This is a genomic window from Streptomyces sp. NPDC092296 (assembly GCF_044755465.1).
GTDB lineage: Bacteria > Actinomycetota > Actinomycetes > Streptomycetales > Streptomycetaceae > Peterkaempfera.
In genome coordinates, this window is the sequence record NZ_JBIVRB010000010.1 from 78,113 (window position 1) to 100,147 (window position 22,035).

At 73.5% G+C, this 22,035-nt stretch carries 18 protein-coding genes; 4 read left to right on the forward strand and 14 right to left on the reverse strand.

What is annotated here, in order from left to right; genetic code table 11:
- Positions 1–216: 216 nt before the first annotated feature.
- The gene (locus ACIQGZ_RS21055) at positions 217–1,920 is read left to right on the forward strand and encodes a hypothetical protein (RefSeq protein WP_402603791.1); all 1,704 of its coding nucleotides are present in this window, start codon (positions 217–219) and stop codon (positions 1,918–1,920) included.
- Between the two features lie 96 nt (positions 1,921–2,016).
- On the opposite strand, the gene ACIQGZ_RS21060 is transcribed toward ACIQGZ_RS21055, so the two are convergent.
- Positions 2,017–2,442, reverse strand: coding sequence for a MarR family winged helix-turn-helix transcriptional regulator (locus tag ACIQGZ_RS21060; protein ID WP_402604036.1), 426 nt, complete (start codon positions 2,440–2,442; stop codon positions 2,017–2,019).
- A 215-nt stretch (positions 2,443–2,657) separates the two neighbouring features.
- Between ACIQGZ_RS21060 and ACIQGZ_RS21065 the strand changes: the two genes are divergently transcribed.
- The gene (locus ACIQGZ_RS21065; RefSeq protein ID WP_402603794.1) at positions 2,658–4,082 is read left to right on the forward strand and encodes an MFS transporter; all 1,425 of its coding nucleotides are present in this window, start codon (positions 2,658–2,660) and stop codon (positions 4,080–4,082) included.
- An 82-nt stretch (positions 4,083–4,164) separates the two neighbouring features.
- Here ACIQGZ_RS21065 and ACIQGZ_RS21070 read toward each other — a convergent pair whose 3' ends face one another.
- The 9 genes from ACIQGZ_RS21070 to ACIQGZ_RS21110 all read right to left on the reverse strand — a co-directional run bounded on the left by ACIQGZ_RS21070 (position 4,165) and on the right by ACIQGZ_RS21110 (position 15,644).
- The gene (locus ACIQGZ_RS21070) at positions 4,165–5,046 is read right to left on the reverse strand and encodes a CDP-alcohol phosphatidyltransferase family protein (RefSeq protein WP_402603796.1); all 882 of its coding nucleotides are present in this window, start codon (positions 5,044–5,046) and stop codon (positions 4,165–4,167) included.
- Complete coding sequence (locus ACIQGZ_RS21075; RefSeq protein WP_402603799.1) at positions 5,033–5,725, reverse strand: phosphatidylserine decarboxylase; 693 nt, start codon at positions 5,723–5,725, stop codon at positions 5,033–5,035. Before ACIQGZ_RS21075 ends, ACIQGZ_RS21070 begins: the two co-directional genes overlap by 14 nt.
- Before the next feature lie 338 nt (positions 5,726–6,063).
- Positions 6,064–7,266: an acyl-CoA dehydrogenase family protein gene (locus tag ACIQGZ_RS21080; protein ID WP_402603801.1), complete on the reverse strand. Its 1,203-nt coding sequence runs from the start codon at positions 7,264–7,266 to the stop codon at positions 6,064–6,066.
- 265 nt (positions 7,267–7,531) lie between these two features.
- Positions 7,532–8,035: a MaoC family dehydratase gene (locus ACIQGZ_RS21085; protein WP_402603804.1), complete on the reverse strand. Its 504-nt coding sequence runs from the start codon at positions 8,033–8,035 to the stop codon at positions 7,532–7,534.
- A gap of 13 nt (positions 8,036–8,048) precedes the next feature.
- Positions 8,049–9,041, reverse strand: coding sequence for an HpcH/HpaI aldolase/citrate lyase family protein (locus tag ACIQGZ_RS21090; RefSeq protein ID WP_402603806.1), 993 nt, complete (start codon positions 9,039–9,041; stop codon positions 8,049–8,051).
- 34 nt (positions 9,042–9,075) lie between these two features.
- Positions 9,076–11,142, reverse strand: a complete 2,067-nt coding sequence (locus ACIQGZ_RS21095) for a protein meaA (RefSeq protein WP_402603808.1) — start codon at positions 11,140–11,142, stop codon at positions 9,076–9,078.
- A 1-nt stretch (position 11,143) separates the two neighbouring features.
- Positions 11,144–12,487 (reverse strand): crotonyl-CoA carboxylase/reductase, encoded by a 1,344-nt coding sequence (gene ccrA / locus ACIQGZ_RS21100; RefSeq protein WP_402603810.1) that lies wholly within the window; start codon positions 12,485–12,487, stop codon positions 11,144–11,146.
- A gap of 344 nt (positions 12,488–12,831) precedes the next feature.
- Entirely contained in the window at positions 12,832–13,734 is a 903-nt protein-coding gene (locus ACIQGZ_RS21105) for a TetR family transcriptional regulator (RefSeq protein ID WP_402603814.1), read from the reverse strand.
- A 122-nt stretch (positions 13,735–13,856) separates the two neighbouring features.
- Positions 13,857–15,644 (reverse strand): 3-hydroxyacyl-CoA dehydrogenase family protein, encoded by a 1,788-nt coding sequence (locus tag ACIQGZ_RS21110; protein WP_402603816.1) that lies wholly within the window; start codon positions 15,642–15,644, stop codon positions 13,857–13,859.
- Between the two features lie 421 nt (positions 15,645–16,065).
- Here ACIQGZ_RS21110 and ACIQGZ_RS21115 point away from each other — a divergent pair, with 421 nt between their 5' ends.
- Positions 16,066–16,260, forward strand: a complete 195-nt coding sequence (locus tag ACIQGZ_RS21115) for a hypothetical protein (RefSeq protein WP_402603818.1) — start codon at positions 16,066–16,068, stop codon at positions 16,258–16,260.
- A 117-nt stretch (positions 16,261–16,377) separates the two neighbouring features.
- On the opposite strand, the gene ACIQGZ_RS21120 is transcribed toward ACIQGZ_RS21115, so the two are convergent.
- The 3 genes from ACIQGZ_RS21120 to ACIQGZ_RS21130 all read right to left on the reverse strand — a co-directional run bounded on the left by ACIQGZ_RS21120 (position 16,378) and on the right by ACIQGZ_RS21130 (position 19,878).
- Positions 16,378–17,223 (reverse strand): HipA family kinase, encoded by an 846-nt coding sequence (locus tag ACIQGZ_RS21120; protein ID WP_402603819.1) that lies wholly within the window; start codon positions 17,221–17,223, stop codon positions 16,378–16,380.
- Between the two features lie 264 nt (positions 17,224–17,487).
- Complete coding sequence (locus tag ACIQGZ_RS21125) at positions 17,488–18,408, reverse strand: helix-turn-helix transcriptional regulator (RefSeq protein ID WP_402603821.1); 921 nt, start codon at positions 18,406–18,408, stop codon at positions 17,488–17,490.
- Positions 18,409–18,864: 456 nt separating this feature from the next.
- A complete protein-coding gene (locus ACIQGZ_RS21130) occupies positions 18,865–19,878 on the reverse strand; it encodes an Rv2578c family radical SAM protein (RefSeq protein WP_402603824.1) in 1,014 nt (337 codons plus the stop codon).
- 183 nt (positions 19,879–20,061) lie between these two features.
- Between ACIQGZ_RS21130 and ACIQGZ_RS21135 the strand changes: the two genes are divergently transcribed.
- Positions 20,062–20,502 (forward strand): SRPBCC family protein, encoded by a 441-nt coding sequence (locus tag ACIQGZ_RS21135; RefSeq protein ID WP_402603827.1) that lies wholly within the window; start codon positions 20,062–20,064, stop codon positions 20,500–20,502.
- A gap of 86 nt (positions 20,503–20,588) precedes the next feature.
- On the opposite strand, the gene ACIQGZ_RS21140 is transcribed toward ACIQGZ_RS21135, so the two are convergent.
- The gene (locus tag ACIQGZ_RS21140; protein ID WP_402604038.1) at positions 20,589–21,974 is read right to left on the reverse strand and encodes a gluconate:H+ symporter; all 1,386 of its coding nucleotides are present in this window, start codon (positions 21,972–21,974) and stop codon (positions 20,589–20,591) included.
- Positions 21,975–22,035: the final 61 nt, after the last annotated feature.

The window sequence follows — 22,035 nt, forward strand, 5'->3', positions numbered from 1 at the left end:
GCGCCGCGCCCTGCCGGACACCTGCGGTTCTCCCCTGCTCCTCCCCTGCTCCTCCCGTAGTCCTCCCGGCGGACTCCTGCGGACCCGGCGACCTGCGGCCGAAGGCGGTCGGTGCGCCCGGTTTCGGCCGCCTTGACCCGTCCTCCGGCCGGTCCCGGGAAAGGTGGACGGCAGGCGATGTGACAGAACGCCCGTACACGGGGAAGACTGCACGGCGTGACGTCTCGGAACCCGCGCGACCGTGATGCCCCGCTCCCCTCCTCGCACCGACCCGATCGCCCCGCCGCAGAACCGGAGGCAGGGCCCGGGGCCGGAGACCGGAACGCCGCCCGTACCGGGCCGGGCGACGACGGTCGGCCCGCGCCCGCCGCACCCCACGGCCGGGCCGGTACCGCATCCCCGGCGGCCGGCCCCCGCAGCGGCGCCGCCGCCCCGGGCCGCCGCGTCGGCGCCACCGTCACCCGCCTCCCCGGAGCCGCCGGACCGCCCAGGACCACCGCCCCCGCCCCGGGCCGCCAGCTCGCCCCGCGCCGCCACCCCGGGCGCGGCGGCCGGCCCCCCGCGCCCGAGGGCTTCCCCGTCCCCGCCGAGCTGGCCCCGCTCGCCCGCCGGATGCTCGCCGACGCCGTCCGCATCTCCCGCTGGTCGGGCGAGCTGGACCGGGTCGACAAGCGCGGCGAACTGCTCCCCGAGGACGCCCGCGCCGCCGGCCGCGCGCTGGCCATGACCGTCGGCGCCGCCGCCAAGGCCTGGGGGCAGGCCCTGCTGACCGGCCTGGTCGAGCTGCGCGACGGTGGCTCGGGCCCCGGCTGGCGGCTGCACGCCTGGGAGCACGACGACGAGGCCGTGGTGCGCGGCTGGTCCGCGCTCTTCGACGCCTGGACGCTGCTCGCCCCGGTGCCGCCCGCCGCGCTGCGCGGCGTCTTCGCCGTCCTCGCCGGGCAGGCCGTGGACCAGGCGCCGCAGCTGCTCTCCTTCCTGCACCTGGTGGACGGCCCGGTGCCGGACGGCGAGCTGATGGAACTGCTCCGCCGCGGCCTGGACGAGCGCCGCCACGGCGCGGGCACCGGGCTGGCCGCGCTCTCCCCGGTGCCGCACGCCGCCTCCGCCGTCTCCGCGATCCGGGGCAGCGACCGGGCGGCCGACGCCGAGGAGGAGGACAGCGCCCCGCCCGCCCCGGCGGATGTCGCCGCCGTCCTGGAGTGGATGCTGGACGGCCTGATCGCGGTCGGCGCGGTGGTCCGCGAGCCCGAGGACGGCACGGGCGGCGAGCCCTCGGTGCGGCTCTCCCCGCTCGGCCACTGGGCGGTGCGGGCCAAGCTGGAGGAGATCTGCACGGTGGCGCAGACCGCCGCCGGGCACATCGAGCAGAGCGCCCTGGAACTGCTCACCGCCTGCGCCCGCTACTCGCCGGGACCGGCCCGCGCCGAGTACCGCGCCTGGGTGGCGGCCCGGCCGGTGGACCGGGCCGTCTCCGAGCTGCTGGAGGCCGCCCGGGGCGAGGACGCCCTGCTGCGCGGCCTCGCCTTCGAGGCGCTGCGGGTGGCCGGCGGCACGGCCGAGCAGGCCGTCCGGGCGGCCGCCGAGGAGCCGGTGCTGCGCCCGTACGCGCTGCTCTGGCTGGCGGAGCAGTCGGACGAGGGCGTGGTCCCGGCGGATGTGCTGAGCCGGGAGGACGCCGCCTGGCTCTGGGTGGACACCGGCGCCGCCGTGCTGGACCACGGCGACACGGCGCTGCTGGTGGGCCATGTCGAGGCGGCCGCCGTGGGCGACCCCAACCGGCTGTTCACCCGGGCGCGGCAGTCCGGGCACCCCCGGGCGGCCTCGGTGCTGACCGCCGTCGCCTCCACCCACCCGGACCCGGCGGTCGCCCGCGCGGCGCGCCGGTCGGCCTTCAGCGTCCACCACGGCGGCGCCTGACCGCAGCCCGACGCCCGGAAGTGCCGACGGCCGCCGGGCTCAGGGCTTCTGAGGGCGCTCAGGGTTTCTCGGGGTGCTCAGGACTTCTCGGGGCGCTCAGGGCCGGCCGGCGGTCGCGGGTCGCGGCCAGGGGCGGCCCTGGGCCCGCTCCACGCTCCGGTTGAAGTGGGTGAGGGCGTCCACCAGCCGGTCGACGTCCGACTGCGGCCAGTCGGCCAGCAGCTCGGCCAGCCTGGCGTGGAAGCCGGCCCGGTCGGCGGCCAGCTGCCGACTGCCCTCGCCGCTGATGCTGAACTTGCGGGCCAGGCCGCCGTCCGGGTCGGGGATGCGCCGTACCAGGTCGGCCCGGAGCAGCGCCGCCGTCTGCCGGTTGACGGTCGAGACGTCCAGCTGGAAGGCGTCGGCGAGCTGGTTGATCGACATCGGGCCCTCCGCCTCCAGCCTGCTGAGCAGCAGATAGGCGGAGTGGTCCAGCTCGCCCAGGCGGCGGGCGCCCTGCACCTGGTGGCGGGCGAGCAGCATCAGTTCGCGCTCGACCGCACCGACGTTCTCCGGCACGCCGCCTCCCGTTCCGCTGTTGACCTGCCGCTCCGAGGCTACCGCCCGTCGATGAGATGTGCATCCTGCACATTGAATGTACGATGCACAAGCTCCGTACCGACCGACCGCCGTTCCGCTGGAGGAACCCCTTGACCGCGTCTGCCGTCCCTCGAACCGCGCCACCCCGGAGCGGAGCCGTGATCGCCGCCCTGGCGGCGGCCGGAATCGTCGTCTCGGTCATGCAGACCGTGGTCGTGCCGATCATCCCGGAGCTGCCGCAGCTGCTGCACTCCTCCGCCTCCGACGCTTCCTGGGCGATCACCGCCACCCTGCTCGCCGGCGCGGTCTCCACCCCCGTGATGGGGCGGCTGGGCGACATGTTCGGCAAGCGGCGGATGCTGCTGGTCAGCCTGGGCCTGATGGTGGTGGGCTCGGTGCTCTGCGCGCTGGGCTCCGGGCTGCTGCCGATGGTGGTCGGCCGCGCCCTCCAGGGCAGCGCCATGGGCGTGATCCCGCTGGGCATCAGCATCATGCGCGATGAGCTGCCCGCCGAGCGGCTGGGCTCCGCGATGGCCCTGATGAGCTCCTCGCTGGGCGTCGGCGGCGCGCTGGGCCTGCCGGCCGCCGCCACCATCGTGCAGCACGCCGACTGGCATGTGCTGTTCTGGGTCTGCGCCGGGCTCGGCCTGGCGGTCTCGCTGCTGGTGCTGCGGCTGGTGCCGGAGTCCCCGGACCGCAGCGGTGGCCACTTCGACCTGGTCGGCGCGGTCGGGCTGTCGGTCGGGCTGGTCTGCCTGCTGCTGGCGATCTCCAAGGGCGGCGACTGGGGCTGGGGCAGCGGCAGCGTCCTCGGCCTGCTGGCCGCCGCCGTGGTGCTGCTGCTGGTCTGGGGCGGCTGGGAGCTGCGGACCGCCCAGCCGCTGGTCGACCTGCGGACCACCGCCCGCCGCCAGGTGCTGCTGACCAACCTGGCCTCGGTGCTGGTCGGCTTCGCGATGTACGCGCAGGCGCTGATCATGCCGCAGCTGCTCCAGCTGCCGAAGGCCACCGGCTACGGGCTCGGCCTGTCGATGGTGACGGCCGGTCTGCTGATGGCGCCGTCCGGCCTGGTGATGATGCTGATCTCGCCGTTCTCCGCCCGGATATCCGCTGCCCGGGGGCCCAAGGTGTCGCTGCTGCTGGGCATCGTGGTGATCACGGCCGGCTACTTCCTCGGGCTGGGGCTGCTGCACGCCGCCTGGCAGATCCTGCTGGTCTCCTGTGTGATCGGCGCCGGTATCGCGCTGGCGTACTCCGCCATCCCGGCACTCATCATGGGTGCCGTGCCGCACACCGAGACCGCCGCCGCCAACGGCCTCAACACGCTGATGCGGTCCATCGGCACCTCGACCTCCAGCGCCGTGGTGGGGGTGGTGCTGGCCCGGATGACCCAGCCGCTCGGCCCGGTCCAGGTCCCGTCGCTCGACGGCTTCCGGACGTCCTTCCTGCTCGCGGCGGCCGGTGGCGTACTGGCCCTGGCACTGACCGCCTTCGTCCCCGGCCGCCGGCCCGCCGCACCGGCCCCGGCCGCCACCGGGGGCGAGGCCGCGCCCCGCGAGGCCGCGCCCGCGACCCGGGACTGACGTCGCACCGCCGTACGACGACGAGGGGCCCGCGTCCGGATCGGACTCGGGCCCCTCGTACGGGGTGGTGCGGGCGGGGCGGTCAGCCCAGCCGGGACTCCGCGCGCCGGGCGCGCACATCGCAGACCTTCTGGTTGACCTTGCGGCGGATCACCAGCAGCGGCGCCATCGCGGCCAGCGCGATCTGGGCGGTGGCCCCGACCCGCAGCAGCACATCGCCGCCGGGCACCCCGGCCGCCCAGGCACCCAGGCAGCCGATGCTCACCACGATCCAGGAGAGCGTCGCGGTGGCCAGCAGGCCCTGCGGCTTGGGGTACTCGATCCGGCTCACCATCAGGTAGGCGACCCCGAAGATGGCGATCATCGCCGGGATGAACGGCGGGTCCAGCAGCACGATGGCGATCACCGTCATGGCGCCCATCGGGCAGGGCATGCCCTGGAACACCCCCGGCCGCATCTTCACGGTCGAGAAGCGGGCCAGCCGCAGCACCACCGCCAGCAGCACCGTCAGCGCGATGAACGCCGACACCCGCTGGTTGCCGTCCGGCGAGACCATGCCCCAGACCGCGACGAAGTAGGCCGGCGCGATGCCGAAGCTGGTCAGGTCGGCCAGGTTGTCCAACTCCGCACCCAGCGCGGAGCTGCGCAGCTTGCGGGCGACCAGCCCGTCGAAGAGGTCGCACATCGAGCCGAGCAGCAGCAGCGTGACCGCCATCGCGGCGCTGTTGCGGTTGGTGGGAGCCGTGCCGTCCCCGGTGATGTGCGGGATCAGCACACCGGTGGTCATCGAGTAGATGGCCAGGAAGCCGCAGACGGCGTTCCCCAGGGTGAGGAAGTCCGCGGTGGAGAGCGCCTGGGGCGAACGCGGAGCGCGCAGCTCCCGGTCGCGCGCCCAGCGGCGGCGGCGGATCGCCGTCTCCTCGTCCTCGGCGAGACCCAGTGTCTCGGGATCAGTCACGGTCAAGGCGTGTCACCCCGGCAGTCGTCTTCTGGCCGACCTCGACGCCGACCTCGACGCCGGCCGGCAGGTAGGTGTCGACGCGGGAGCCGAAGCGGATCAGACCGACCCGCTCACCCTGCTCGACCTTGGTGCCCGGCTTGACGTACGGGACGATGCGGCGGGCGACGGCGCCCGCGATCTGCACCATCTCGATGTCGCCGAGCTCGGTGTCGAAATGCCACACCACGCGCTCGTTGCGGTCGCTGTCCTTGTTGAACGCCGGGACGTAACCGCCGGGGATGTGGTCGACGGAGCTGACCGTGCCGGGGAGCGGGGCACGGTTCACATGCACATTGAGCGGGCTCATGAAGATCGCGACCCGGGTACGGCCGTCCGGCCAGGCGTCGATGCTCTGCACCACGCCGTCGGCCGGCGAGATGACGCGGCCGGTACCGATCTCGCGCTCGGGGTCGCGGAAGAACCACAGCATGCCCGCGCCGAGCGCGGACACGGGTACCGCCGCCAGCGCCCACTTGCCGCTGCGCCGGGTGAGGGCGGTACAGGCGGCGGCGGTGGCGAGGGTGGGGACGAGCCAGGGCGAGGCACCGCGTGCGAGTGTCACACGGGGGCGTCGACCGGTCTCCGGGGACGCGAGGGCATCGCGGTCCGCAGCGGAGGAGTGTGGGGACGGGCTGTAGGGCATCGAAGACCTTTGTCGCGGGGGGCGCCGCGGGGATCGAGTGGTACTGGGGACGGCAGCTGTCCCGGTGGATGCTATCGGCAGCAGGCGGTGGGTGGGCAAGCGCCCGGATCGGGAGCCGACTTGCACCTCGCTGCCCCACTCCTGCTCTGTCTACGACCGTAGCGGGTGCCAGTCCGGTTCCCAAGTGGGAGATGAAAGGCCGTGAGAGTCGTCTCAGCGACCCGGCGGGGCGTGCGCCGACGGGGGCCCGCACGCCCCCGTCCGCGCCCCCGCCCGTGCTGTGGACGGCCGGAATTCGACCGGTCGGCGGTCAGCCGACTGCCCGGATTCCGGCCGGTTCAGTCGGCGATCCGGTACTCCTCCAGCAGCCGGCGGCCGACGATCATCTTCTGGATCTCCGCAGTACCTTCACCGATGAGCAGCATCGGGGCCTCCCGGTAGAGCCGCTCGATCTCGTACTCCTTGGAGAAGCCGTAGCCGCCGTGGATGCGGAACGCGTCCTCCACGACCTCCTTGCAGTACTCCGACGCCAGGTACTTGGCCATCCCGGCCTCCAGGTCGTTGCGCTCGCCCGAGTCCTTCTTGCGGGCGGCCATCACCATCATCTGGTGGGCGGCCTCGACCTTGGTGGCCATCTCGGCCAGCTTGAACTGGATCGCCTGGTGCTGCGCGATCGGCTTGCCGAAGGTGTGCCGCTGCTGCGCGTACCGGATGCCCAGCTCGAAGGCGCGGCGGGCCACGCCGCAGCCCCGGGCGGCGACATTGACCCGGCCGACCTCGACCCCGTCCATCATCTGGTAGAAGCCCCGGCCGGTGGCGCCGCCGAGCACCCGGTCGGCGGGCACCCGGACGTCCTGGAGCACCAGCTCGGTGGTGTCGACGCCCTTGTAACCCATCTTGTCGATCTTCCCGGGCACGGTGAGCCCGGGGACGGTCGGATTCGGGCCGAAGCCCGGCTCCTTCTCGATCAGAAAGGTGGTCATATTGCGGTGCGGCGCGTCGTGTCCCTCCTCGGTGCGGCAGAGCACCGCGACCAGGGTGGAGGTGCCGCCGTTGGTCAGCCACATCTTCTGGCCGTTGATCACGAAGTCGCCGCCGTCCGGCACCGCCCGGGTGCGGATCGCGGAGACGTCGGAGCCGAGCCCCGGCTCCGACATGGAGAAGGCGCCCCGGACCTCGCCGGTCGCCATCCGGGGCAGGAAGTGCTCCTTCTGCTCCTCGGTGCCATGAGCGTTGATCATGTGGGCCACGATGAAGTGGGTGTTGACGATGCCGGACACCGACATCCAGCCACGGGAGATCTCCTCCACCACCAGGGCGTAGGTGAGCAGCGACTCCCCGAGGCCGCCGTACTCCTCGGGGATGGTGAGGCCGAAGAGGCCCAGCTGCTTCATGCCCGCCACGATCGCGGCCGGGTACTCGTCGCGGTGCTCCAGCTCGGTGGCGACCGGGAGGATCTCCTTGTCGACGAAGTCCCGCACGGTGGCGAGGATGTCCCGCTGGATCTCGGTGAGGCCGTCGGTCTGCGCGAGGCGTCCCATGGCGCGGCTCCTGTCGTGGAAGGCGAGGGGGCGAGGGTGTGGGGGGCGGGGGGTGCGGCGGGGGGGGCCCGGGGGGGGGGGGCCGGGGGCCCCCCCCGGGGGGGGGGGGGCCGGCGGCGGGGGGGGGGGCCCGCGGGGGGGGCGGGGGGGGGGGGGGGGGGGGGGGGGGGGGGGGGGGGGGGGGGGGGCTCCGCGGGCGTGGCGGCCGCGGAGCCCCCGGCGGTCCGGTACGGGCGGCCGATGACGGCGGCCGCCCGCCCGGGGTCTAGGGGCGCGGCTCGGGGCGGCCGGCCTGGGCCCCGCCGCGCGCCGCGACGTGCGTCCCGGTCGGCACCATCACCTTGCGGCGGAAGACGCAGACCAGGGTGCCGTCCTGCTTGTAGCCCCTGGTCTCCACGGTCACCACGCCCCGGTCGTCCTTGGAGCGGGACAGCCGCTTCTCCAGCACCGTGGTCTCGCCGTAGACGGTGTCGCCGTGGAAGGTCGGCGCCACATGCCGCAGCGACTCCACCTCCAGATTGGCGATGGCCTGGCCGGAGACGTCGGGCACCGACATGCCGAGCAGCAGCGAGTAGACGTAGTTGCCGACCACCACGTTCCGGCCGAAGTCGGTGCTCTGCTCCGCGTAGTGGGCGTCCAGGTGGAGCGGATGGTGGTTCATGGTGAGCAGGCAGAAGAGGTGGTCGTCGTACTCGGTGACCGTCTTGCCCGGCCAGTGCTTGTACACCGCCCCGACCTCGAACTCCTCGAAGGTCCGTCCGAACTGCATCTCAGCGCGCTCCTCAGCTCTGCGGGGGCTGGAACTCGGTGGTGCGCCGCATCCCGGCGGCCCTGCCCTTGCCGGCGATCACCAGCGCCATCTTGCGGGACGCCTCGTCGATCATCTCGTCGCCCAGCATCGCGGAGCCCTTGGCGCCGCCGGCCTCCGAGGTGCACCACTCATAGGCGTCCAGGATCAGTTCGGCGTGGTCGTAGTCGTCCTGGGACGGCGAGTAGATCTCGTTCGCCGCCGCGATCTGGTCCGGGTGCAGCACCCACTTGCCGTCGAAGCCCAGCGCGGCGGACCGCCGGGCGACCTCCCGATAGCCCTCCTGGTTGCGGATCTGGAGGTACGGGCCGTCGATGGCCTGGAGGTCATGGCTGCGGGCGGCCATCAGCAGCCGCATCAGGATGTAGTGGTAGGCGTCCGCCGGATAGCCGGGCGGCTGCTCCCCGACCACCAGCGACTTCATGTTGACGGAGGCCATGAAGTCGGCCGGGCCGAAGATGATGGTCTCCACCCGGGGCGAGGCCGCCGCGATCTCGTCCACGTTCACCAGGCCCCTGGCGTTCTCGATCTGCGCCTCGATGCCGATCCGGCCGACCTCGAAGCCCATGGTCTTCTCGATCTGGGTGAGCAGCAGGTCCAGCGCCTTGACCTGGGTGGCGTCCTGCACCTTGGGCAGCATCAGGCAGTCCAGGTTGGGCCCGGCGCCCTCCACGACGGTGACCACGTCGCGGTACGTCCAGTGGGTGGTCCAGTCGTTGACCCGCACCACGCGGGTCTTGGCCCCCCAGTCGCCGTTGTTGAGCGCGTCCACGATGTGGTGCCGGGCGCTCTCCTTGACCAGCGGCGCGCAGGCGTCCTCCAGGTCCAGGAAGACCTGGTCGGCGGGCAGCCCCTGGGCCTTCTCCAGGAAGCGCGGGTTGCTGCCGGGCACGGCCAGGCAGGAGCGGCGGGGGCGCAGCCGGTTCACGGGCGAGGGGGCCGGGCCGGCGGGCGGGGTGGGCGTCATGGGGGTGGGTTCGTCCTTCCGGTACGGGTGAGGGTCAGCGTGGGGCGAGGCCGGCCGCCGGGCTGCGCCAGGGCTGGAGGCGGTTGGCGAGGCGGATCTCGTCCACGATGCGGCCGATGATGGTGGTGATGCTGAAGTCCTTCGGGGTGAAGACGGCTGCCACCCCGGCGGCCTTCAGCGCCTCGCCGTCCGCTGCGGGGATGATGCCACCGGCGATCACCGGGACGTCCGCCACCCCGGCGCGGCGCAGCCGCCGCAGCACGTCCGGGACGAGTTCGGCGTGCGCCCCGGACAGGATCGACAGTCCCACGCAGTGCACGTCCTCGGCGACCGCGGCGGCCACGATCTGCTCGGGTGTCAGCCGGATGCCCTGGTAGACCACTTCGAAGCCGGCGTCGCGAGCCCGGACGGCGATCTGCTCGGCGCCGTTGGAGTGCCCGTCCAGGCCGGGCTTGCCGACCAGCATCCGCAGCTTGCCGGTGCCCAGCTCGGCGGCGGTGGCCGCCACGGCCTCCCGTACGGCGGCCAGCTCGCCGCCCGGCTCGGCGCCGACCGCGACCGGGGCGCCGCCGACGCCGGTGGGGGCGCGGTACTCGCCGAAGACGTCCCGCAGCGCGAAGGACCACTCGCCGGTGGTGACGCCCACCCGGGCGCAGGCCAGGGTGGCGGCCATCAGATTGGCATCGCTCCGCGCGTCGGCCCGCAGCCGGTCCAGCGCGGCCGACGCGGCGGCGTCGTCGCGCTCGGCGCGCCAGGCCGCCAGCGAGGCCAGCACGGCCCGCTCGGCGGCCGGGTCCACCTGCTGGACGGCCGCGTCCAGGTCGGTGGTGAGCGGATTGGGCTCGGTGCTCTCGAAGCAGTTGACGCCGACCACCCGGTCCTCGCCGGACTCGATCCGGGCCCGCCGCTCGGCGTGCGAGGCGACCAGCTGCGCCTTGAGGTAGCCGGACTCCACGGCCGGGATCACCCCGCCCATCTCCAGCACCTTGGCGATCTCGGCCTCGGCGCCGGTCAGCAGCTCCTCGGTCCTGGCCTCCACCACCCGGGAGCCGTCGAAGAGGTCGCCGTACTCCAGCAGGTCCGACTCGTACGCCAGCACCTGCTGGATGCGCAGCGACCACTGCTGGTCCCAGGGCCGGGGCAGGCCCAGCGCCTCGTTCCAGGCGGGCAGCTGCACGGCGCGGGCGCGGGCGTCCCGGGAGAGGGTGACGGCCAGCATCTCCAGCACGATCCGCTGGACGTTGTTCTCCGGCTGGGCCTCGGTCAGGCCCAGCGAGTTGACCTGCACGCCGTAGCGGAACCGCCGCTGCCGGGCGTCGGTGACGCCGTACCGCTCCCGGGTCACCCGCTCCCAGAGCCGGGCGAAGGCCCGCATCTTGCACATCTCCTCGACGAAGCGGACGCCCGCGTTGACGAAGAAGGAGATCCGGGCGACCACCTCGCCCATCCGCTCCGGCGCCAGCTGGCCGGAGTCGCGGACCGCGTCCAGCACCGAGATCGCGGTGCACATCGCGTACGCCAGCTCCTGCACCGGCGTGGCGCCGGCCTCCTGGAGGTGGTAACTGCAGATGTTGATCGGGTTCCACCTGGGGAGGTGCGCGACCGTGTAGGCGATCAGGTCGGTGGTGAGCCGCACCGAGGGGCCGGGCGGGAAGACGTGCGTGCCGCGGGACAGGTACTCCTTGACGATGTCGTTCTGGGTGGTGCCGCTGAGCGCGGCGAGGTCGGCGCCCTGCTCCTCGGCGACGACCTGGTAGAGCGCCAGCAGCCACATCGCGGTGGCGTTGATCGTCATGGAGGTGTTGGTGCGCTCCAGCGGGATGCCGTCGAACAGGGCCCGCAGGTCGCCCAGGTGGCCCACCGGGACGCCGACCCGGCCGACCTCGCCGCGCGCCAGGATGTGGTCGGCGTCGTAGCCGGTCTGGGTGGGCAGGTCGAACGCCACCGACAGGCCGGTCTGGCCCTTGGCGAGGTTGCGGCGGTAGAGCGCGTTGGACTCCCGGGCGGAGGAGTGCCCGGCGTAGGTGCGCATCAGCCACGGCCGGTCCCGGGTGGGGCGCTGCCGGGGGTCCCGGCCGGTGGTCTCGTGGGGGTCGGTCATGTCAGTGGCTTCCGCTGCGGAACAGGTCGATGGCCGGCAGGTGCTTGGCGCGCAGCTCCGGGTCGCGGACGCCGAGGCCCTCGCGGGGCGCCAGGCAGAGCACGCCGACCTTGCCCTGGTGGCGGTTGTGGTGCACGTCCAGTGCCGCCTGTCCGGTCTGCTCCAGCGGGTAGACCTTGGACAGGGTGGGGTGGATCTTCCCCTTGGCGATCAGGCGGTTGGCCTCCCATGCCTCCCGGTAGTTGGCGAAGTGCGAGCCGACGATCCGCTTGAGGCTCATCCAGAGGTAGCGGTTGTCGTACTGGTGCATGTACCCGGAGGTGGAGGCGCAGGTCACGATGGTGCCGCCCTTGCGGGTGACGTACACGGAGGCGCCGAAGGTCTCCCGGCCGGGGTGCTCGAAGACGATGTCGACGTCCTCGCCGCCGGTCAGCTCGCGGATGCGGGCGCCGAGCCGCTTCCACTCCCCGGGGTCCTGGGTGTGCTCGTCGCGCCAGAACCGGTAGTCCTCCGCGCTGCGGTCGATGATCGCCTCGGCGCCCATCGCCCGGCAGATCTCGGCCTTGCGGTCGCCCGAGACCACACAGACCGGGGTGGCGCCGCCGGCCAGCGCGTACTGGGTGGCGTACGACCCCAGGCCGCCGCCGGCGCCCCAGATCAGCACATTGTCGCCCTGCTTCATCCTGGCGCCGTTGGACGAGACCAACTGCCGGTACGCGGTGGAGTTGACCAGGCCGGGGGCGGCGGCCTCCTCCCAGCTGAGGTGGCCCGGCTTGGGCATCAGCTGGTTGCTCTTGACCAGGGCCAGTTCGGCCAGGCCGCCGAAGTTGGTCTCGAAGCCCCAGATCCGCTGCTCGGGGTCGAGCATGGTGTCGTTGTGGCCGTCGGCGCTCTCCAACTCCACCGAGAGGCAGTGCGCGACCACCTCGTCACCCGGCTGCCAGGCGTTGACGCCGGGCCCGGTGCGCAGCACCACCCCGGCCAGGTCGGAGCCGACCACGTGGTAGGGCAGGTCGTGGCGGGCGGCGAGCGGGGACAGCTTCCCGTAGCGCCGCAGGAAGGCGAAGGTGGAGACCGGTTCGAAGATCGAGCTCCACACGGTGTTGTAGTTGACGGCGCTGGCCATCACCGCGACCAGGGCCTCGCCGGGGCCCAGCTCGGGGACGGCGATCTCGTCCAGGTGCAGGGAGCGGCGCGGGTCCTTCTCCCGGCTGTCGAGGCCGTCGAACATCTGCTCCTCGTCCCGGTGCAGGGTCACCGCCCGGTAGGACTCCGGCACCGGCAGTGCGGCGAAGTCGGCGGCGGTGCTGCCGGGGTTGAGGATCGCGTCGAGGATTTCCTTCATGGCTGCCTCCGAAGGCGTACCTGCGTGAGGGGGCGCAGGGCGTCTGGGGGAGCCGGGAGCGGACACCGGCTTGAGGGTCTGTGAGGGGGGAGTGTGGGGCCGTCCCGGGTTGCGGGAGCGGTGGGCGGGACACGGCGCGCCGAGGTGGGGAGCCGCGGCGCCGCGACCGGTGGCAGTAACGTACTGGCACTCTGTGCCAGTCGTAAAGACACTGCGTGCCAGCAGTTTCCTCCAGCGTCGCCCGCCCGCCGCCGCACCGCAACAGCAGCGCCGGCCGGGCATGGCGAAGGGCCCGCCCCGCAGTCGCGGAACGGGCCCTTGGATCAGGCGCTGACCAGGCGGTTTCAGTCGGCCGGGCGCTGCCCGGCCCGGTCGGCGGGCGCGCTGAGCGCCGTCCGGATGCTGTCGAGCACCTGGTCCAACGGCGCATCGGTACGGGCCACTGTGATCAGCACCTCACCGCTCGGCGTGGCGCTCACCGCGCTGCCGACCACATGTTCCAGTGCCATCTGCGACTCCCGCATGGCACTGGGTGCCACACCGGTGCCACGCCGCCGCCCCGCCGTCGGCGCCTGCGCCCAGAACGTCCCCCGGATGACCTCGAAGGCATGGTCGAGCTGCGCCTCCACATCGCCCCGGCCGCCCGCCCGCAGCCAGCGGCGCAGCACATGGTTGTGGGCCGCGACCACCGCCGCCGCCGACACCTCGGCCAGCATCGGATCGTCGTCGCCGCCCCGCCGCCAGGTGGGGGAACGTTCCACCGCCGCGTCGAAGCGGCCCAGCAGATAGCGGGTGAACAGCCGCTCGTAGCGGGCCACCACCGCGATCTCCCGCTCGCGCAGCGTCGGCACCTGCCGGATCAGCCGGTAGCGGGCCACCGACACCGACGGGGTGGAGGCGTACATCCGCAGCACCTCCTTGATGCCGCGGCACACCACGTCCAGCGGGTGCTCCTCGGGGTCGGCGCTGGCCAGCAGGTCGGCCACCCGGACCAGGGTGTCGTCGTGGTCCGGGAAGATCGCCTCCTCCTTGGACCGGAAGTACCGGAAGAAGGTCCGCCGGGCCACCCCGGCGGCGGCGGCGATCTGGTCGACCGTCGTCTCCTCGTAGCCCTGGCCGGCGAACAGCTCCATGGCGGCGGCCGCCAGATCCTGCCGCATCTGCTGGCGCTGGGCCGTCGCCCGGCGGCCGCCCTGGCCGGCCCCGCCGGTCGCCTCGTGTTGCCCAGCGGCACGCTCCCGATCCATGGGTGGCACGCTACACGCCCCGGCGTGCCCGGTCTCCGCGACCGGACCCGGTACGTCCGGCCCCGGCCACCGGGCCGCCACCGCCCCCGGCCCCCGGGGCGGCCCGCCGCGCCCGGCCGGGCTCACCGGCGGGCGTGGTCGCGGAAGCCGCGCCCGGTCTTGCGGCCCAGGCAGCCCGCCGCCACCAGGTGCTCCAGCAGCGGCGCCGGCGCCAGCCCCGGCTCGCGGAACTCCCGGTGCAGCACCTGCTCGATGGTCAGCGAGACATCCAGGCCCACCACGTCCAGCAGCTCGAACGGTCCCATCGGATAGCCGCAGCCCAGCCGCATCGCGGTGTCGACGTCCTCCACCGTGGCGTAGTGCCCGGCCACCGTCCGGACCGCGTCGTTCAGGTACGGGAAGAGCAGCGCGTTCACGATGAAGCCGGCCCGGTCGCCGCACTCCACCGGGTGCTTGCGCACGGCGGTGCACAGCTCCAGCACGGTCGCGCGGGCCTCGTCCGAGGTGAGCACCGTGGAGACCACCTCCACCAGCCGCATGGCCGGCGCCGGGTTGAAGAAGTGCATCCCCACCACATCGCCCGGCCGGGTGGTCGCCGTGGCGCACTCGATCACCGGCAGGCTGGAGGTGGTGGTCGCCAGCACCGCGCCCGGCCGGCAGACCCCGTCCAGCGCGGCGAACAGCTCCCGCTTGACGGCCAGCCGCTCCGCGACCGCCTCCACCACCAGGTCCGCCCCGGCCAGGGCGTCGAGCCGGCCGCCGGGAGTGACCCGGGCCAGCGCCGCATCGCGGTCCGGGCCGGTCAGGCGCCCCTTGGCCACCGACCGGTCCAGCGACCGGGCCAGCGCCGCCTTCGCCCGGTCCGCCTTCTGCTGCTCACGGGCGACCAGCGTGACGGCGTACCCGGCCTTGGCGAACACCTCCGCGATGCCGGTCGCCATCGTCCCGGAGCCGCACACCCCGACCGTACGCACCGGCCGCCCCGCCGCCCGGCCCGCTCCACCGGGCGCCGTACGCTCCGGCTCCGGGGCGAGCGGCTGCGAGGAGCCCGGCGCCGCGTAGCGGTGGAAGCCGCGCCCGGTCTTGCGGCCCAGCAGCCCCGCCGCCACCAGCCGGCCCAGGATCGGCGCGGGTGCGTGCAGCCGGTCGCCGGAGCGCTCGTACAGCGCCTCCAGCACCGTCCGCGCGGTGTCGACGCCGATCAGGTCCAGCAGCGCCAGCGGCCCCATCGGCAGCCCGCAGCCCAGCCGCATCGCCGCGTCGATGTCCGCCCCGGTGGCGTACGTGGACTCGTACATCGCCGCGGCCTGGTTGAGGTACCCGAACAGCAGGCCGCTCACGACGAACCCGGGCCGGTCGCCCGCCGCCACCGGCGACTTGCCCAGCGCCCTGGCGAACGCCGCCGCGTCCGCCGCGACCTGCGGTTCGGTCAGCACCGTACGCACCACCTCGACCAGTTCCATCGAGTGCACCGGATTGAAGAAGTGCAGGCCGAGCACCCGCTCCGGCCGCCCGGTGGCCGAGGCGATCCCGGTCACCGACAGCGCCGTCGTCCCGGTGGCCAGCACCGTCTGCGGCGGGCAGAGCCGGTCCAGCTCGGCGAAGACCTCCCGCTTCAGCTCCAGCCGCTCCGGGACCTCCTCGATCACCAGGTCGGCGGCGGCCGCCGCCGCCAGCCGGTGGCCGTAGCCGATCCGGTCCAGCAGCGCGGCGCGCTCCCGCGCGGTGATCCGCTCACGGGCCACCGCGCGGGCGGTGGACTCCTCGATCCGGGTGCGGGCCCGCACGGCGGCGGCGTCGTCCAGCTCGATGCCGATCACCCGCCGGCCGCTGCGGGCGGCCGCGACGGCGATCCCGGCACCCATGGTGCCCAGGCCGACGACGGCGACGGTGGGAAAGGGACGCTCCATGGTCCTGACTCCTCGGGACGGCCCCCGCGCCGCGCGCTCCCGCCGGGACGGCCGGCCTGGTGGCGTCGGCGTCGCGGGGGAGGAGGGTCGCGCTCACGGGGGGAGGGACAGCGGGGGGAGGGCGGCTGCGCCACGGCGCCGGAAGGCCGGTCCGCTCCGGCCGGAGCCCGGCGCCGAGGTGGCGGTGCAGCGGTGTGCGCCTCCCGGTCGGACCCACGGGGGCGGCGACGGGAGCGGGCACACCGTCCCGGCCGGAACCGCGCGGTGGCGCGGCGGACGGGACCCCGCCGGTGCGGCTCCCGAGGCCCGGCGGAGGTGTTGGCGCGACTATAGCGCCGGTTACCGGTAGGTAGAAAGGGGGGCGCGCCGCCGGAACCGGCGGACGGCCCGGCCCGGCCGCCGAAAACGGTTCGACTGGCAGTTGCCCGTCGCGGACGTCACCCCCCTCGCCCACCGCATCCACGCCCTGCTGCGGGCCGGGGACCCCGCCCAGGCGGCCGGGCTGCTCCCGCCGGAGCGCCCCTACCCGCTGGACCCGGCCACCGCCGCGCTGCTCGGCGCCACCCCGCCCGACGCCGTGCTGCCTCGCCTCGGCCGCGCCGGCCGCCACCCCTGATCCCGGTACGGGCGGCACTTCCCGGCCCGGACTTCCCGGTCCGGACTTCCCGGTCCGGGGGAGGGCTCAGCGGGGCGCCGTCCGGCCGGTCACCCGGTGACAGACCGGCGGCGCCGGTCAGCCACGGACGTGCTGGAGCCAGGCCGGGCGGCCCGCCAGGGTGGCCGCCGTACGCTCGGTCTCGGCCGCGCGCAGCTGCTCGGGGGTGGCGAAGCCGTCCGGCAGCCATAGCTCGGAGGCGGCCGCGCGGGCGGTGAGATGGGCGACGTACGCGGCGCGCAGCGCGGCCGGGGAGTCGAAGCCCGGCTCGTCCACCAGCCACGCGTCCGGCACCAGGTCGACCACCTCGGTCAGCAGCGCCTCGGTGACCAGCGGCGCCAGCGCCCGGTCGGCCGCCGCCACATCGGGGCCGAAGACGCCCAGCGCGTGGTCGCCCATGCCGTAGCGGCGGGTGACCGCCGCCTCGGCGTCCGACCAGCGGTGGTGGAAGATCAGCGCGGCGCCGTGGTCGATCAGCCACAGCGAGCCGTGCCAGACCATCAGGTTGGGGTTGCGCCAGGTACGGTCCACATTGGCCGTCAGCGCGTCCAGCCAGACGATCCGCCCGGCCTCGCCCGGGTCCACCGTCAGCGCCTCCGGGGTGAAGTCGCGGGCGCCGGGCAGGTAGTCCATGCCCAGGTTGAGCCCGGCGCTGGCCCGCAGGATGTCCTGCACCTCCTGGTCGGGCTCATGGGCCGCCACCGCCGGGTCGAACCGCACCCCCACCAGCTCCGGCATCCGCAGCCCCAGCCGCCGCGCCAGCTCCCCGACCACCACCTCGGCCACCAGCGCCTTGCGGCCCTGCGCGGCGCCGCTGTACTTCACCACGTAGGTGCCCAGGTCGTCCGTCTCGGTCACCCCGGGCACGGAGCCCCCGGCGCGCAGCGGCGTGAGATAGCGGAGAGCGGTCACCTCGTTCAGCACCCCGCAAGGGTAACCGCGCCCGCCACCCCCGGCCCCGGCTGCCATGACCCGGGCCATACCCGGCCCGCCCGCCGCCCCGACCGGCGACCGGCTCACCCGCCCGACGGGCCACGCTGCCGCCCGCTGGTCCCCGACCACTGGCCGCCTGCTCCACCAGCCGACGGGGGCGCCGCACGTGGTGTGGTGGCTGTTCCCGCCGGAGCTGCGCTCTGACAGCTGGTACGTCACCCCCGAGCACCGCACCCGCCGACCCCAGTCCCGGTTTCAGGCAGCGATGGCCATAAGACGCGTGATGGGCGCAGCGGTGGAAGAGCTATCCGCAGGAGCACATTCAGCCGTCGTGAAAGCAGCGCGTGGCTGCCTCCGCACGAGGTCCATCCAGTCGCGAACGGTGGCGACTGCCGGGACATTGACGAGATTGGCCGGACCGTTCGGCCCCCGTGTGGAGAGAACGGAAGCCAGGAAGTCATCGACCTTGGTCACCAGGACCACGTCATGGTCGAAGCTGGCGACGAAATCCATCACTTCATGTGCTGGCTCGTCGGCGCAGGCGACAACGACGATGTGGTCGCCATGCTCATCGGTCACCCCGTCCAGACGGGACAGGAAGTGCATGAAGTTCGGAATGTGGTCGGCCTGGAGTCCGTCGACGACAGCCTGTCGGCCGGCGCGATGAGCCGGATCGGGTGATGCCTCCCTGAGTGACAGCGAGACGCCGTTCGCCAGCGCGAAATCGATCTCCACCATTTCCGACCGTGTGGGGTAGTTGGCCCCGTCGTCCAGTCCGTACTGCCGCAGCCACTCGTTGACCTCGGCCCAGAGCCACACCCGGGATCGGCCGGCTGTGCCTTCCGGCGTGGGAAAGGGTGCTCCGGACGCCTTGCGACCGCCGGTGACCCATTGCGCGACGTTCTGCCGCGAGCGGCCGGTCCGATCGGCGATCTCCGGAACGCCGACAAGATCCCGGTCCAGACGGACCGCCCGAAGCCCGGGAACAGCGGCCCTGACGGCCGAAGCGGCGCGCAGGGCGGCCTTGACCGCCCCGTCGCCTTCGGACGAGACGACCACCAGGTCGGTGCCCGCGCCTCTGGCCAGGAGCGCGTCCAGTTCGTCTCGCAGGGAGTCGACTGCGGCCTCGTCGTCCACGGTCGCACCGGTGATGACGAAGGTGAACTCGTATTCCATGAGGCCCCTCCTCTTCTACGTTTGTAGTCTCCCAGGGGTGTTGTCATCCGTCAACAGAAGAACCGCGCAAAAGCGGACATGCGCTGACCTATCGCTCGTGGCGCTCCATGCCGGTCAGGCTCCGCTGCGGTGAGCCGACGGGCAGTGGGCAGCGGCCGGCCAGCCTGTCGATGCGTCGAGCGAGGTTCCCGGCGTTCGCGGGTGTGGAGGCGATGGGGATGGCGGCAGAATGCCCAGCTCGTTGCCGCATGACGACTTGAACATCGCGTCGGGGTAATGGGTCCGGCGTTGCTCGGGGTCTGTCGGCCGGTGCAATCCGCACGTCGTGCTCGTCCCGTTGGACCCGTGAGGGTCGGAACTCTGGAATCGACGGATACTGGGGGCAAGCCCGGAGATGTCGGCGCCGGCCTTCCGGCCTCGGCGTCGCCGGCGGAGCCGGGCCTTCGGGGGGCGGGGTCAGAGGAGGGTGAGCTGGGCCGGTGGGGTGGGTGGGGGCGGGGGGTCGGGGGTGGTGGGGCCGCAGCCGTGGGTGGCGGCGAGTTCGTGGACGGTGCGGGTGATCCGCCGCTGGTACCAGCGCGGGGCGTACGCCGCGTCCCCGTACAGGGCCGCGTAGCGGGGGAGCAGCCCGGGGTGGTGGCGCTCCAGCCAGGCGGTGTACCACTCGCGGGCGCCCGGCCGCAGATGCAGCACCAGCGGGGTGACCGAGACGGCACCGGCCTCCGCGATGGCCCGTACGGTCTCCCGCAGCTGCTCCGGGGAGTCGCTGAGGTACGGCAGCACCGGGGCCATCAGCACTCCGCAGGGGATGCCGGCGTCGGTGAGGGTGCGGCAGACCTCCAGCCGCTTCTGCGGGGAGGGGGTGCCGGGTTCGACGGTGCGCCACAGCTCGCGGTCGGTGAAGCCGACCGAGACGTTGACGGCGACCTCGGTGACGGCGGCGGCCTGCCGCAGCAGTTCCAGGTCGCGCAGGATCAGCGAGCCCTTGGTGAGGATGGAGAAGGGGTTGGCGTAGTCGCGCAGCGCCTCGATGATCCCGGGCATCAGCCGGTAGCGGCCCTCGGCCCGCTGGTAGCAGTCGACATTGGTGCCCATGGCGATGTGCTCGCCGTGCCAGCGGCGGGAGCCCAGCTCGCGGCGGAGCAGTTCGGGGGCGTTGACCTTGACCACGATCTGGGAGTCGAAGTCGTGGCCGGTGTCCAGGTCGAGGTAGCCGTGGGTGCGCCGGGCGAAGCAGTAGACGCAGGCGTGGCTGCACCCCCGGTAGGGGTTGACCGTCCACTCGAACGGCATCCGGGACGCGCCCGGCACCCGGTTGACGATGGACCGGGCGTGGACCTCATGGAAGGTGATGCCCCGGAATTCGGGGGTGTCGAAGCGGCGGCTGACGGTGCCGGGGCCGAAGAGGGCTGCCGGTCCGGCGGTGCTGTCGGCGGTGGTGGTGTCGAGTTGCAGGTTGTCCCAGCGCATCGCGGGGCCTCCTTGCCGGTGGTGCGGTGGTGCTTGAGCTTCAGATTAGAACACTTATTCGAAGATCGGGGTGCGGCCGTTCGGGTCGCACCCGGTTTGGAGCCGTCGGACGCCGATGGTTGGCTGTGCCGGGGTGGCCGAGCCGGCCGCCGCGATGCGTTGCGGATGTGTGAGGAGCAGGACATGTCGCAGGTGTACGCCGCCACGGAACGGGTGCTGGAGGCATCGCCGGAGCGGGTCTACGAGGCCCTTGCCGACTACCGGGAGACCCGCCCCCGGCTGCTGCCCGACCAGTACAGCGAGTACGAGGTGCGGCTGGGCGGCGTCGGCGCCGGTACGCAGGCGCACTGGAAGCTCCAGGCCACCGAGAAGCGGGTGCGCGACTGCCTGGTCACCGTCTCCGAGCCCACGCCGGGGCGGCTGGTGGAGACGGACGCCAACTCCAGCATGGTGACCACCTGGACGGTCACCCCGGCCGGGGAGGGCAAGGCCAAGGTCGTCGTCGAGGCGACCTGGCAGGGGGCCGGCGGGATCGGCGGCTTCTTCGAGCGCACCTTCGCCCCCAAGGGGCTGAACCGCATCCACGGCCAGGTGCTGGAGCGCCTGGCCGCCGAGGTGGGCTGACCGGTATGGACGCGGCGGCGCCCCCGCCCCGGTTCCGGCCGGGGGCGGGGGTACCGCCGCTTCTCAGAGCATGCCGCCGGACCGGGTCAGAACACCAGTCCCAGGAGCAGGATGAAGACGATCGCCACCACCGAGATCACCGTCTCCATCGCGGACCAGGACTTGAACGTCTGGCCGACGCTCATCCCGAAGTACTCCTTGACCAGCCAGAACCCGGCGTCGTTGACATGCGAGAAGAACAGCGACCCGGCGCCCACCGCCAGCACCAGCAGCGCCGTGTGGGTGCTGGTCATACCGGCGGCCAGCGGGGCGGCGATGCCGGCCGCCGTGACGGTGGCGACGGTGGCCGAACCGGTGGCCAGCCGGATGCCGACCGCGACCAGCCAGCCCAGCAGCAGCGCGGAGATGTGCCAGCCGTTGGCCCAGTCCGCGATCACAGTGCCGACCCCGACGTCCACCAGGGTCTGCTTGAAGCCGCCGCCCGCGCCGACGATGAACATGACCCCGGCGATCGGGGCCAGCGACCGGTCGATGGTGCCGGAGATCCGCGCCCTGGTGAAGCCGGCCGCCCGGCCGAGGGTGACCATGCCCAGCAGCACTGCGGCCAGCAGCGCGATCAGTGGTGAGCCGATGAAGTCGAAGATCCGCTGGGCCGTCGCCTTGTCGTCGTCGATCACCACGTCGCAGAGCGCCTTGGCGAGCATCAGCACCACCGGCAGCAGGATGGTCGCCAGCGTCGCGCCGAAGCTCGGCGCCCGCACCCCGTCCTGACCCCGTATCCCGTCCTGCTCGCGCTCCCCGTCCTGCTCCCGCGCCTCGTCCTGCCCTCGCGCCCCGTCCGCCCCGCTGCCGGCGGCCGTCGCCGCCGGGAGCTCCAGCGGCCCCACCCAGCGCTCCGCGACCCGGCCGAACAGCGGCCCGGCGATCACCAGGGTCGGTACGGCGACCAGCAGACCGAGCGCCAGGGTGGGCCCCAGGTCGGCGTGGAGCGCGTCGACGGCCACCAGCGGGCCGGGGTGCGGCGGCACCAGGCCGTGCAGCACCGACAGCCCGGCCAGGGCGGGGATGCCGACCCGGAGCAGCGGCAGATTGCCCCGGCGGGCGACCAGCAGCACGATCGGGATCAGCAGCACCACGCCGATCTCGAAGAAGAGCGGCAGCCCGAGCACTGCGGCGACCAGCGCCATCGTCCAGGGCAGCGAGCGCGGGCCGGAGCGTGACAGCACGGTGTCCGCGATCCGGTTGGCGCCGCCGGAGTCCGCCAGCAGCCTGCCCAGCATGGCGCCGAGGCCGATCAGCACGCCGACGCTCGCCACCGTGCTGCCGAGCCCGGCGGTGAAGCTGTTCATCAGCTTGTCGAACGGCACCCCGGCCACGGCGGCCAGCACCCCGGACCCCAGCACCAGGGCCAGGAAGGGGTGCAGCTTCAGCCGGGTGATCAGCAGCACGATCACCGCGACACCGATCAGCATCGCGGCGATCAGCCGGCCGGAGCTGCTGCTGTGCGGCAGGGCGTCCTGGGCGGCGGCCAGC

What these genes read in the sequence shown, in the direction of transcription:
- ACIQGZ_RS21060 (WP_402604036.1), bottom strand. Translation starts at nt 2,442, where the DNA reads ATGCTGCTCGCCCGCCACCAGGTGCAGGGCGCCCGCCGCCTGGGCGAG.
- ACIQGZ_RS21075 (WP_402603799.1), bottom strand. Translation starts at nt 5,725, where the DNA reads ATGCCCTACAGCCCGTCCCCACACTCCTCCGCTGCGGACCGCGATGCC.
- ACIQGZ_RS21080 (WP_402603801.1), bottom strand. Translation starts at nt 7,266, where the DNA reads ATGGGACGCCTCGCGCAGACCGACGGCCTCACCGAGATCCAGCGGGAC.
- ACIQGZ_RS21085 (WP_402603804.1), bottom strand. Translation starts at nt 8,035, where the DNA reads ATGCAGTTCGGACGGACCTTCGAGGAGTTCGAGGTCGGGGCGGTGTAC.
- ACIQGZ_RS21090 (WP_402603806.1), bottom strand. Translation starts at nt 9,041, where the DNA reads ATGACGCCCACCCCGCCCGCCGGCCCGGCCCCCTCGCCCGTGAACCGG.
- ACIQGZ_RS21095 (WP_402603808.1), bottom strand. Translation starts at nt 11,142, where the DNA reads ATGACCGACCCCCACGAGACCACCGGCCGGGACCCCCGGCAGCGCCCC.
- ccrA (WP_402603810.1), bottom strand. Translation starts at nt 12,487, where the DNA reads ATGAAGGAAATCCTCGACGCGATCCTCAACCCCGGCAGCACCGCCGCC.
- ACIQGZ_RS21105 (WP_402603814.1), bottom strand. Translation starts at nt 13,734, where the DNA reads ATGGATCGGGAGCGTGCCGCTGGGCAACACGAGGCGACCGGCGGGGCC.
- ACIQGZ_RS21110 (WP_402603816.1), bottom strand. Translation starts at nt 15,644, where the DNA reads ATGGAGCGTCCCTTTCCCACCGTCGCCGTCGTCGGCCTGGGCACCATG.
- ACIQGZ_RS21125 (WP_402603821.1), bottom strand. Translation starts at nt 18,408, where the DNA reads ATGGAATACGAGTTCACCTTCGTCATCACCGGTGCGACCGTGGACGAC.
- ACIQGZ_RS21130 (WP_402603824.1), bottom strand. Translation starts at nt 19,878, where the DNA reads ATGCGCTGGGACAACCTGCAACTCGACACCACCACCGCCGACAGCACC.
- ACIQGZ_RS21135 (WP_402603827.1), top strand. Translation starts at nt 20,062, where the DNA reads ATGTCGCAGGTGTACGCCGCCACGGAACGGGTGCTGGAGGCATCGCCG.
- ACIQGZ_RS21140 (WP_402604038.1), bottom strand. Translation starts at nt 21,974, where the DNA reads ATGCTGATCGGTGTCGCGGTGATCGTGCTGCTGATCACCCGGCTGAAG.